At 56.2% G+C, this 11,969-nt stretch carries 7 protein-coding genes and 2 rRNA genes; all 9 read right to left on the bottom strand.

Annotated features, from left to right (window positions below; translation table 11 throughout):
* Positions 1-8: 8 nt before the first annotated feature.
* The gene (locus tag PC358_RS12440; protein ID WP_033699908.1) at positions 9-638 is read right to left on the bottom strand and encodes a glutathione S-transferase family protein; all 630 of its coding nucleotides are present in this window, start codon (positions 636-638) and stop codon (positions 9-11) included.
* Positions 639-799: 161 nt separating this feature from the next.
* Positions 800-1,342: a UPF0149 family protein gene (locus PC358_RS12445; protein ID WP_033699909.1), complete on the bottom strand. Its 543-nt coding sequence runs from the start codon at positions 1,340-1,342 to the stop codon at positions 800-802.
* An 89-nt stretch (positions 1,343-1,431) separates the two neighbouring features.
* Positions 1,432-2,424: an asparaginase gene (locus PC358_RS12450; protein ID WP_033699910.1), complete on the bottom strand. Its 993-nt coding sequence runs from the start codon at positions 2,422-2,424 to the stop codon at positions 1,432-1,434.
* On the bottom strand, positions 2,421-3,530 hold the full coding sequence (locus PC358_RS12455) for a hypothetical protein (RefSeq protein WP_420847911.1): 1,110 nt from the start codon (positions 3,528-3,530) through the stop codon (positions 2,421-2,423). Before PC358_RS12455 ends, PC358_RS12450 begins: the two co-directional genes overlap by 4 nt.
* 55 nt (positions 3,531-3,585) lie before the next feature.
* Positions 3,586-4,482 carry a nitrilase family protein gene (locus PC358_RS12460; RefSeq protein WP_033699912.1) on the bottom strand — a complete coding sequence of 299 codons (897 nt, stop codon included), beginning with the start codon at positions 4,480-4,482 and terminating at the stop codon, positions 3,586-3,588.
* A gap of 147 nt (positions 4,483-4,629) precedes the next feature.
* Complete coding sequence (locus PC358_RS12465; protein WP_033699915.1) at positions 4,630-6,564, bottom strand: flavin monoamine oxidase family protein; 1,935 nt, start codon at positions 6,562-6,564, stop codon at positions 4,630-4,632.
* Positions 6,565-6,718: 154 nt separating this feature from the next.
* Positions 6,719-8,362 carry an acetolactate synthase large subunit gene (locus PC358_RS12470; RefSeq protein ID WP_033699916.1) on the bottom strand — a complete coding sequence of 548 codons (1,644 nt, stop codon included), beginning with the start codon at positions 8,360-8,362 and terminating at the stop codon, positions 6,719-6,721.
* A gap of 289 nt (positions 8,363-8,651) precedes the next feature.
* A 5S ribosomal RNA gene (gene rrf / locus PC358_RS12475) occupies positions 8,652-8,767 on the bottom strand.
* Between the two features lie 133 nt (positions 8,768-8,900).
* Positions 8,901-11,793, bottom strand: a 23S ribosomal RNA gene (locus PC358_RS26665).
* Positions 11,794-11,969 lie beyond the last annotated feature (176 nt).

Here is an 11,969-nt window from a genome sequence, read left to right on the forward strand (position 1 = left end):
GTTGGGGCTTAAACGGTGGCTTGCAGGCCCGCCACAGTGCGCGGCATCGGCACGAAACCTGGCAACGCCTCGACCCGAGCCAGCCAGCTGCGCACGTTGGCGTAAGGCTCCAGCGAGACATTGCCTTCCGGTGCGTGGGCGATATAGGAATAGTTGGCGACGTCGGCGATGGTGGGGGTGCTGCCAGCCAGGAAGGGGGACTTGGCCAGTTCGGCGTCAATCACCTTGAGCAGGGTATGGGCACGACCGATGACTTCATCGGTGTTGAACGAAGCACCGAACACCGTGACCAGGCGAGCGGCGGCCGGGCCGAACGCCAAGGGCCCTGCTGCAACCGATAACCAGCGTTGCACGCGGGCTGCGGCCGCGGGTTCCTCGGGCAACCAGGTGCCGTTGTCGTACTGCTTGGCCAGGTACACCAGAATGGCATTCGAGTCGGCGACGACCGTGCCGTTGTCATCGATGACGGGGACTTGGCCGAACGGGTTGAGGGCAAGGAACTCGGGCTGCTTGTGCGCACCCTTGGCCAGGTCGACGAAGACCAGCTCGGTGGGCAGGTTCAGCAGCGAGAGCATCAGCTCAATGCGGTGGGCGTGGCCGGACTTGGGGAAGTTGTAGAGTTTGATTGGGCTCGACATGGGCTTGGCTCCTGGACAGCACCGGAATGGGCTGATGGAGGCCATGTTGAACTGATTCGACAGGCAACAGAATTAGCGCGGGAGGGAAACGATAATTTCGCACAGCGAAACAATCGGGGTAGAAGCGACATCCGGCCGCTTCTACAGGGGATGCGGTCGCTTCAATGACGCTGACGATGGAAGCGGTACAACGCGCGTGCCGCGTCGATTACATGGGGGACACAGGCTTGAATGTCGTCCTCGCTCATTTGGTCGAGCAACTCGAAATTGTCTTCCAGGCCGTGCAGCGAGATCGCTTTGAGCAGGGGATCCTGCGCCGCAGGCAACTCGCTCCAGCCTGCGACCTGGGTGCCGCGCATGTAACCGAAGCACCACTCCTCCATGATGATCACTCCGTTTTCACCTTCTTCGAATACCGGCTCGAAGTGATCGACGTTGTCAGCGAGCTCTTCCGCCACCTGGCTGGCATAACGCAACATCAGCGCCGTGTAGGCCTCTTCGTGCGCAGGCTTCTTGAAGTTTGGCACCTTGCCACCTGCAACGGCAGGTAACCATTGTTCGGGGTGGACAGTGACCGGCGAGCTGGCAAGGGCGGTGAAAAAGCCATTGAGCTCGGCCAGGTTGATCACCGAGTAATCGTTGCCGTAAGTGATCAGCAGGTCTTCAAGGCGGTGGAGTTCTTTTTCGCTGAGGGCGCGGAGCATCGAGATTACCTGTTAAGCAAAAGTGCAAGCACCCTAGCACAGCAAGCACCGGAAGACTGCCCACAGCTATGCTGCTGCGGGCAGTTTCTCTACTGATTAAGCCAGGTATGTAACAGTGACTGTCTCCCCGTGCCGATCAGTAACCAAAGCAGAATTCGACACTTGCGCGGGCAAAGCTGCCCCGCCATGTGCACGCCCTGTTTCTGCAGGTCAATCTCGGCGCCGACAAACCCATAGGTCGCCCGCGCCGTAGGGCCACTGCCTGTGCGGCTAGCAACTATGATCGGCATGCTCGGCAGCAGTTGCTCCAGCATCTCGGACCAGTTGCCAGAGACGTGCCCTGCACCAAAGCCGGCAATGACCAAACCTTCGTAGCCCAGCATCGGCAGGGCCTGCAAAAGGGCAGTATCCGCATCCAGGCAGGCCTCCAACAGTACAACGCGATGCTCTAGACGATGGGGGAGTGGCAATACGAAGCGTGGCGGAGGCTGTTGATGATAGAACGCAACCCCCTCGACCACTTCACCAAGGGGACCCCTGCCGGGTGACTCAAAAGCAGCCATCGCCAAGCTGGCAGTCTTGCGAACGCTCGCCGCGCTGTGGATCTGGTCATTGATCACGACCAGCACGCCGCGCCTATGGCTGGCAGGGGCTAACGCCACCTGTGCTGCTGCCAGTATGTTCGCCGGCCCATCACTTCCCGGCTGGCTTGCCGAGCGCATCGCACCGGTCAGCACCAAAGGTGTATCCAATGGCCAAAGCAGGTCGAAGAAATAAGCCGTCTCCTCCAGCGTATCCGTTCCCTGGGTGAGAATCACGGCCTGTGCACCCCGCTCCACCTGATCGCGCGCCCATGCCAGTACTTCAAGAAGCATCATGAACCCAAGTGAAGCGCTGGGTACCATACCCAGCGTCGCCACTTCGAGAAGCGCCATCTCCCTCAACTCCGGCAGCATTGACAATTGCTTCTCACAATCGAGCGTTGGCGTTACACCACATTCCACCGCACCAGTCTGCATGCTCACTGTGCCACCCAGGCTGGCGATCGCCAGCCGTGGCAGTCGTGTAGTAGCCTCAGTCATACCCCACCTTCTGCAATGAGTCCTACCAACGGCACTATTGCCAACGTGCTGATGGCCATGGACAGGACATTACCGATATAGCCATGCACATGGCTCGGCAGCCGCTCACTGATGGCCGTCGCCAACGGCGGGGAGAGCAGCGCCCCCAGCACTGCGCTGATCACCACAACCTGCCAGTCACCGCCGTGAGTCAGTACGGCAACAGGAACGATCGAGACAATGGGTATGTATGTGGGATACCAGCCACGCGCTTGCCATTGACGACGCCACACCAACACACCCACCAATGACGCCAGAGCTTGCCCTGCCACCATCTGCACGACCATTTGCGAGCCGTAGGCAGGTGCAGCGGGGGCAATCACGTAAGCCAACAGCAGGCCCAGCAACAAGCCGAGACTGGCAAGCTCATTACCGAAAAAAGGGGCTTCGCTGAAATCAGCCAATACGCGTCGAAGGACCCAGACCACACCGTAGTCAGGCTGAATGCAGACTGCCTGCAATCCATTAGGCCTTTGCCCCAGCTTCACCCATGACGGGAAACGCTTGCACATCATGAAGGCCGCAACGCTTGCCGCGGCCATGCCGCTAACGTTACCGATGAGCACCGGCAACCCCAGGGGGACACATACATAGTTGACCAGCAGCAGGCTTGCAGGCGTAACCAACAGCGCTCCGAGCACCGCACCGCTAATTGTCACCTGCCAGCCGCCGCCAAACAGCAGGACCATGGCAGCCGGCAACGACACGAAGGCAACGAAGGTCGGTTGCCAGTCTCCCCCGGCCAGGGTCCACCCCCACAACAGGTGGCTGAGCAACAGACTCAACAGGGAGCTTGTGAAAACCCACGGCCACAGACCATTGCCATAGCAAATGGCAAAGCCTTGCCAGCGGTAGCCACGAACATAGGCCCAATGCGCCAGACAGGCACCCAGAAGTAAGCCCAGCGCCGGCAACTCGTGCTTATAGAAAGCGACTTCGCTGATGTCGCCGACGATCCAGCGTAACCGGCTTAGCGGCTGATCAAGAGTGGCGGTCATTTGCGTGTAGTCCGGCCATTGCCCGAAAAACAGGCTACCGATCAGCAGCGCCGCCAGACACACCAGCATCACCAGCGATGGCCATTGCCTAATAGGGAATCTTAGATCTTTCATGTCCAAGTCCTCAGCGCGGCATCGGAGCATGCAGCCGATAACCGAGGGTTGGGTCATAGAGGTCGGTACGACGGTCTCGTGGGAGATCATTGAGACTGTTCCAAATAGGGGCAGAACGCGCCGCACTGAGATCGACATCGGCATAGATGACGCTCTCCTCTTCTGCACTTGCAATCTCACCGATCGGCCAACCGTTGGTGCCCGCAATGAGTGAACAGCCCAAAAAGCGCCCACCACGCTCACTGCCAATACGGTTGGCAGCGGCGATAAAAACGTTATTGACGTGTGCTGCGGTCATGGTCAGGTAGGTCGCCATACAGCGCCCGGCCTCATCGAATAGCGGCGGCGGCGTCCACACCCAGTTGTTAAGGCTGCAGAGAATGTCGGCGCCTTGCGCAGCCATCAAACGAGGGACTTCAGGAAACCAAATATCCCAGCAGATGAGCAAGCCGATACGGCCGATAGGCGTTTCGAAAACAGGGAAACCGAGGTCGCCTGGGGTGAACCACAGCTTTTCCTGATTCCATAGGTGCGCTTTGCGATAGTGCCCAAGCATACCTTCAGGGCCAAAGAGGACTGCGCTGTCATAGAGCTTCATACCATCTCGCTCAGCGAATCCAGCAGCCAAGTAAACGTTATGGTCCCGCGCAAAGCCCGCCCAGGCTTGAAGACTGCGGCCTTCCTGCAGGTTCTCCGCATGGGCATAGGCCTCGTGCCGCGATTGAAACGTATAACCGGTGTTGGCAAGTTCCGGTAGCACAATCAGATTGGCACCCTCTCGCGCAGCCCGGCGGGCCAATGCCAACCCCCTGCTCAAGTTACTATCACAGTGGTCGATCCCCACCTGAGGGTCGCACTGGATAACTGCGATTCGTACCGGACTAACAGGGACGCGATATTCAGACATGGCGGCTTCCTTTTCTGTTGTTGTGGAAGGGCGCCAGTAAAGCGGGGTTCAGCTTGGGAGTGATAGTCAGGTCACTCCCATACACTCGTAGGGAAAAAGAGCACACATTGAAGGAAAGTTCCTACTTACGGACTACCCGTGCCCGCATTACCGCACTTGATAATGGGGATAATGCTCCAGGGTGAAGCCACCATTGAACGTTGCTGCCGTGCGATCGCAGAGGTTGATAACGGTATCGACCGCCGTACGCAGACATGGCTCGGTCCAACCTGCGTCAACAGAGAAGGACTCTCCCGCCAGGTAAAGGCCAGAAGCAGCACTCAGGTCGCGGTTGTACTTCATCAGCCTAACCGCATCGTAATATGTGCCAGCTCTATACAGCTTTGCACAGCCGAGGGCATTTCTATCTGTCATCCAACGCTGTATGCAGATATTTCGAGTATCTATATAAGGGGATATTGCCTCCCCCATGTTGGAGCAGCGCAGGAGAATTCGGTCGAGTTCCTTGATGCATTTGTGGGCCAATTCCCCGTCAGATAATGCACCCAATTTGGTTGCATCATCTTCCCATGTGTAACTGAGCAAGATGCAGTCATCGGGGTAGCTTTCGTTGTAGCGATAAGCATAAACATCATGAACGAAGCTGTCAGTGACCAGTATCTGCGGGAGCGTCAAATTGGAGTCGAGGAAGCTTTTCTTCAGTGGGGCGTAGACCTTGCAACTCGTTTCCCAATGGGCATGCTTCCAAGCATCAATGATCGGTTGTGGCAGAATCTCCCTATTGAAACCACTGATTTGTATCTGGGTTTCAATTAGCCAGGAAGGGGTGGTAAGAATCACGCTGTCGAATTCATCATCCAAGCGCTGGCTGTGTTCCGGATTACTTTGCTGCCAGTGATATTCGACCCGGATACGGCCATCAGGTAGCTTGTGCAACCCGCAGACTGAACTATTAGTCAGCAGGCCATTGGGTCGTTGAATTAAGTGGTCATACAGCGATGTGCCTTGTATGCCGACCTCCATGAACAGAAGACAGTCATCCATCGATGCCAGACCGAGATAGGATGGCCCCTGAAACATGAGCCCTTTGCTATCAGGTAGACGGCCGGCCCCTAAATAAGGTGCTGCGTACGGTATGCCGCTTTCATCAACCCGCCCGTGTACCAATTGCAAATGGCTGCTGAAACCAAAGATCGCGGTACGAAGCGGATACAAGCAACAAACGTCGTAAAATGCTCCCCAACTGCCATCACCGATGCCGATCGCGTAGAAAATTGCCGACTCGTCGCTGTTCATGCCTAACCCGCCGAAGTCTTCCGGACGTTCAGGACTCCAGTTTTCCAGGGCAGGCAATTGCACCAGATCACGAAATGACAGGCGGTGATAGCGTTCCACGATGGCAGACCACATCGACTCCCATTCCCGTGTGCCATAGTGAGCAGCGACCTGAGCGGCGAACTGCTCAGCAAAGCGCCGCCATTTGTTATAGACCCTCTGCAGCGTGAGCGTGGGCGGTGGCGTCAGCCCCTCTGGGTTACGCCATAACAACAACGTGGGCTCACCCTTCCCATCCAATTGCCCCTCTCGGAGATAGATTCCGGTGGCATTCACCCAAGGTGTACCGGGATTGGGAAAGTCGGAAAGGCGCAACTCGAACAAACTGGCGTAGTAGGCCATGAGCGAGCATCCGTCCTTGGGCGCCTCTCCTGTCCTGTTGAAGAACGGCATGCGCATGGCCCCCATCTCGAATGGGGTAGTAGGATGTTTGTGATCTCCAAGCGTGTTGACCACTGTCAAATGACGCCCGCCTATACGCTGCGACTGCTCAATCAAGGTGATATGGGTAAAACCGCAGCGCAACAGCTCCCGTGCCACAGTCAAACCAGTAACACCGGCGCCGATAATGCATATCCGATGATCCGGTTGGGTGGCACGGGCTATACCTCCCGCTTGACTGATCAAACGGCGGTAATCAAAACAAAGGTCCGGTGGATTGGGATAACGTGCAGCCCATGGCAGGGACGGGGCTGAAGGCTCGATGGCCAAGTGAGCGGGGTGGTTGTGCGTTGATCCAATAGTCATGTTCTCATGTTCGCCAAGGGGTTGGGGAACATGAGAATGGCGGAGCTTACGTAGGCAAGAGCGGTGTTTATTTAATACCACTCGATGCTGACCCAACGTATTCACGGGGCAAGTCGGAATGATGCTCCGACTTGCCTCGCAAAGGGGTTAGGCCTTACACCGCCAGCGCGCGCTCACGCAGCTCGCTGTTGAGGATGCGGTCGTTCTCGCTGTAGTCGACCGGGCAGTCGATCACGTGCACACCTGGGGTCTTGATGCAGTGCTCGAGCAGCGGCAGCAAGCCTTCGGCGCTATCCACGCGGTGGCCATTGGCACCGTAGGCTTCGGCGTATTTGACGAAGTCCGGGTTACCGTAGTCCAGGCCGAAATCGGTGAACCCCATGTTCGCCTGCTTCCAGCGGATCATGCCGTAGCCGTCGTCACGCAGAATCACCACGGTAACGTGCATGCCCAGACGGACTGCAGTTTCCAGCTCCTGGCTGTTCATCATGAAGCCGCCGTCGCCGCACACCGAGATCACCGGGCGGTCCGGGTACACCAGGTGCGCCGCCATGGCCGACGGCAGGCCAGCGCCCATGGTCGCCAGGGCGTTGTCGAGCAGCACGGTGTTGGGCTTGTGCGCCTTGTAGTTGCGGGCGAACCAGATCTTGTAGATGCCGTTGTCCAAAGCCACGATGCCTTCGGAAGGCAGCACGCGACGGATGTCGGCCACCAGGCGCTGCGGGTAGATCGGGAAGCGGTCATCGTCGCCGCCTTCGGCGATTTGGGCTTCGTTGGCTTCACGGATGGCCATCAGGCGGGTGAAGTCCCAGTGCGAGGTGTCGCCCAGGCCTTCGGCGATCTGCCAGACGGCGTTGGCGATGTCGCCGATCACTTCGACCTGTGGGAAGTACACGGCATCGACTTCGGCGGAGCGGAAGCTGATGTGAATGACTTCAGTGCCGCCACGGACCATGAAGAACGGCGGCTTTTCGATCACATCGTGGCCGATGTTGATGATCAGGTCGGCGGCTTCGATCGCACGGTGCACGAAGTCACCGGACGACAGCGCAGCGTTACCCAGGAAGCGCGGGCTGCGCTCGTCGACCACGCCCTTGCCCAACTGAGTGGTGACGAATGGGATACCGGTCTTGTCGATCAATTGCTTGAGGACCTTGGCGGTCATCTTGCGGTTGGCACCGGCGCCGATCACCAGGATCGGGCTGCGCGCGGTGCGCAGTTTCTCGATGGCGGCTTCGATGGCCACATGTTCGGCCAGCGGACGACGGTGCAGGCTGCGGGGGATCGGCATGGCATCGGTCTGCTCGGCAGCGATGTCTTCCGGCAGCTCCAGGTGCACGGCACCGGGCTTTTCCTCTTCGGCCAGGCGGAACGCTTCACGCATGCGCGAAGGGATGTTGTCGGCCGAGGCGAACTGGTGGGTGTACTTGGTGATGGGGTCCATCATGCCGCACACGTCGATGATCTGGAAGCGGCCCTGTTTGGACTTCTTGATCGGCTTCTGGCCGGTAATCATCATCATCGGCATGCCGCCGAGGTAGGCGTAGGCACTGGCGGTAACCAGGTTGGTCGCGCCGGGGCCGAGGGTCGACAGGCTGACGCCGGTCTTGCCGGTCAGGCGGCCATAGGTAGCGGCCATGAAGCCCGCGGATTGCTCGTGACGGGTCAGTACCAGCTTGATCTTCGACTTGCGCAGGGATTCCAGCAGGTCGAGGTTCTCCTCACCGGGAATGCCGAACACATACTCGACACCTTCGTTTTCCAGGCATTGCACAACGACATCGGCGGCCTTGGCCATCTTGCTCTCTACCTCAAGTGATAGGACGGTGAAAGTCCATAAATGCGCAGCACGGCACGCTGGCATCGCTCTATCCGGGCGCGAGGTTGCCCCGAACCTAAGTCTTGACGCAGGCTAGGCAGGGCAAAGTCACGTGTACGAACAGGATTAATTGTCGCACCCTTGAGCGCAGTTGAAGAGGTACAGGACGGACAAAACATCTTTGCCGGGAGACAGGGCTATAGCTATAAAAACGCCGCAAAGACAAAACCCCTACCTGCTTGCGCAGATAGGGGTTTTGCGAAATGAATCTTGACGATGACCTACTCTCACATGGGGAGACCCCACACTACCATCGGCGATGCATCGTTTCACTACTGAGTTCGGGATGGGATCAGGTGGTTCCAATGCTCTATGGTCGTCAAGAAATTCTGTTGCCAGAACGTCCAGATGGACAGCCTAGCGAATTCGGATATGTGATGTTGTGATGTACATTCGAACTTTCGGTTCGTGCGTCTTCACCACCGCAATCTGCAGGAGCAAATTGCTTGGGTGTTATATGGTCAAGCCTCACGGGCAATTAGTATTGGTTAGCTCAACGCCTCACAGCGCTTACACACCCAACCTATCAACGTCGTAGTCTTCGACGGCCCTTTAGGGGATTCTAGATCCCAGTGAGATCTCATCTTGAGGCAAGTTTCCCGCTTAGATGCTTTCAGCGGTTATCTCTTCCGAACATAGCTACCCGGCAATGCCACTGGCGTGACAACCGGAACACCAGAGGTTCGTCCACTCCGGTCCTCTCGTACTAGGAGCAGCCCCTCTCAAATCTCAAACGTCCACGGCAGATAGGGACCGAACTGTCTCACGACGTTCTAAACCCAGCTCGCGTACCACTTTAAATGGCGAACAGCCATNCCCTTGGGACCGGCTTCAGCCCCAGGATGTGATGAGCCGACATCGAGGTGCCAAACACCGCCGTCGATATGAACTCTTGGGCGGTATCAGCCTGTTATCCCCGGAGTACCTTTTATCCGTTGAGCGATGGCCCTTCCATACAGAACCACCGGATCACTAAGACCTACTTTCGTACCTGCTCGACGTGTTTGTCTCGCAGTCAAGCGCGCTTTTGCCTTTATACTCTACGACCGATTTCCGACCGGTCTGAGCGCACCTTCGTACTCCTCCGTTACTCTTTGGGAGGAGACCGCCCCAGTCAAACTACCCACCATACACTGTCCTCGATCCGGATAACGGACCTGAGTTAGAACCTCAAAGTTGCCAGGGTGGTATTTCAAGGATGGCTCCATGAGAACTGGCGTCCCCACTTCAAAGCCTCCCACCTATCCTACACAAGCAAATTCAAAGTCCAGTGCAAAGCTATAGTAAAGGTTCACGGGGTCTTTCCGTCTAGCCGCGGATACACTGCATCTTCACAGCGATTTCAATTTCACTGAGTCTCGGGTGGAGACAGCGCCGCCATCGTTACGCCATTCGTGCAGGTCGGAACTTACCCGACAAGGAATTTCGCTACCTTAGGACCGTTATAGTTACGGCCGCCGTTTACCGGGGCTTCGATCAAGAGCTTCGCTTGCGCTAACCCCATCAATTAACCTTCCGGCACCGGGCAGGCGTCACACCCTATACGTCCACTTTCGTGTTTGCAGAGTGCTGTGTTTTTAATAAACAGTCGCAGCGGCCTGGTATCTTCGACCGGCATGGGCTTACGGAGCAAGTCCTTAACCCTCGCCGGCGCACCTTCTCCCGAAGTTACGGTGCCATTTTGCCTAGTTCCTTCACCCGAGTTCTCTCAAGCGCCTTGGTATTCTCTACCTAACCACCTGTGTCGGTTTGGGGTACGGTTCCCAGTTATCTGAAGCTTAGGAGCTTTTCTTGGAAGCATGGCATCAACCACTTCGTCGCCTAAAGGCAACTCGTCATCAGCTCTCGGCCTTGAAATCCCGGATTTGCCTAAGATTTCAGCCTACCACCTTAAACTTGGACAACCAACGCCAAGCTGGCCTAGCCTTCTCCGTCCCTCCATCGCAATAACTGCAAGTACAGGAATATTAACCTGTTTTCCATCGACTACGCTTTTCAGCCTCGCCTTAGGGACCGACTAACCCTGCGTCGATTAACGTTGCGCAGGAAACCTTGGTCTTTCGGCGTGGGAGTTTTTCACTCCCATTGTCGTTACTCATGTCAGCATTCGCACTTCTGATACCTCCAGCAAGCTTCTCAACTCACCTTCACAGGCTTACAGAACGCTCCTCTACCGCATCACCAAAAGGTGATACCCGTAGCTTCGGTGCATGGTTTGAGCCCCGTTACATCTTCCGCGCAGGCCGACTCGACTAGTGAGCTATTACGCTTTCTTTAAAGGGTGGCTGCTTCTAAGCCAACCTCCTAGCTGTCTAAGCCTTCCCACATCGTTTCCCACTTAACCATGACTTTGGGACCTTAGCTGACGGTCTGGGTTGTTTCCCTTTTCACGACGGACGTTAGCACCCGCCGTGTGTCTCCCATGCTCGGCACTTGTAGGTATTCGGAGTTTGCATCGGTTTGGTAAGTCGGGATGACCCCCTAGCCGAAACAGTGCTCTACCCCCTACAGTGATACATGAGGCGCTACCTAAATAGCTTTCGAGGAGAACCAGCTATCTCCGAGCTTGATTAGCCTTTCACTCCGATCCACAGGTCATCCGCTAACTTTTCAACGGTAGTCGGTTCGGTCCTCCAGTCAGTGTTACCTAACCTTCAACCTGCCCATGGATAGATCGCCCGGTTTCGGGTCTATACCCAGCGACTAAACGCCCTATTAAGACTCGCTTTCGCTACGCCTCCCCTATTCGGTTAAGCTCGCCACTGAATATAAGTCGCTGACCCATTATACAAAAGGTACGCAGTCACCTAACAAAGTAGGCTCCCACTGCTTGTACGCATACGGTTTCAGGATCTATTTCACTCCCCTCTCCGGGGTTCTTTTCGCCTTTCCCTCACGGTACTAGTTCACTATCGGTCAGTCAGTAGTATTTAGCCTTGGAGGATGGTCCCCCCATATTCAGACAAAGTTTCTCGTGCTCCGTCCTACTCGATTTCATTGATAAGAGATTTTCGTGTACGGGGCTATCACCCACTATGGCCGCACTTTCCAGAGCGTTCCACTAATCTCAAACCAACTTAAGGGCTGGTCCCCGTTCGCTCGCCACTACTAAGGGAATCTCGGTTGATTTCTTTTCCTCAGGGTACTTAGATGTTTCAGTTCCCCTGGTTCGCCTCTTGCACCTATGTATTCAGTACAAGATACTCAGCTTATGCTGAGTGGGTTCCCCCATTCAGAGATCTCTGGATCACAGTCTGTTTGCCGACTCCCCAAAGCTTATCGCAGGCTACCACGTCTTTCATCGCCTCTGACTGCCAAGGCATCCACCGTATGCGCTTCTTCACTTGACCATATAACCCCAAGCAATCTGGTTATACTGTGAAGACGACATTCGCCGAAAATTCGCATGCTGCTCAGTTAAGAGCACATCACAAATTTTACCTTAGCCTGATCCACTACCAGTGAAAGTAGTGTTCAGTCTATTTCTATCACATATCCGAATTTTTAAAGAACGATCTGACAAAAG

The organism is Pseudomonas capeferrum, from assembly GCF_000731675.1.
Classification (GTDB): Bacteria; Pseudomonadota; Gammaproteobacteria; order Pseudomonadales; family Pseudomonadaceae; genus Aquipseudomonas; species Aquipseudomonas capeferrum.

Excerpts from the sequence above, each read along its gene's own strand:
- PC358_RS12465 (WP_033699915.1), bottom strand. The coding sequence starts at position 6,564 with ATGACTATTGGATCAACGCACAACCACCCCGCTCACTTGGCCATCGAG.
- PC358_RS12470 (WP_033699916.1), bottom strand. The coding sequence starts at position 8,362 with ATGGCCAAGGCCGCCGATGTCGTTGTGCAATGCCTGGAAAACGAAGGT.
- PC358_RS12455 (WP_420847911.1), bottom strand. The coding sequence starts at position 3,530 with ATGCTGGTGTGTCTGGCGGCGCTGCTGATCGGTAGCCTGTTTTTCGGG.
- PC358_RS12460 (WP_033699912.1), bottom strand. The coding sequence starts at position 4,482 with ATGTCTGAATATCGCGTCCCTGTTAGTCCGGTACGAATCGCAGTTATC.
- PC358_RS12450 (WP_033699910.1), bottom strand. The coding sequence starts at position 2,424 with ATGACTGAGGCTACTACACGACTGCCACGGCTGGCGATCGCCAGCCTG.
- PC358_RS12440 (WP_033699908.1), bottom strand. The coding sequence starts at position 638 with ATGTCGAGCCCAATCAAACTCTACAACTTCCCCAAGTCCGGCCACGCC.
- PC358_RS12445 (WP_033699909.1), bottom strand. The coding sequence starts at position 1,342 with ATGCTCCGCGCCCTCAGCGAAAAAGAACTCCACCGCCTTGAAGACCTG.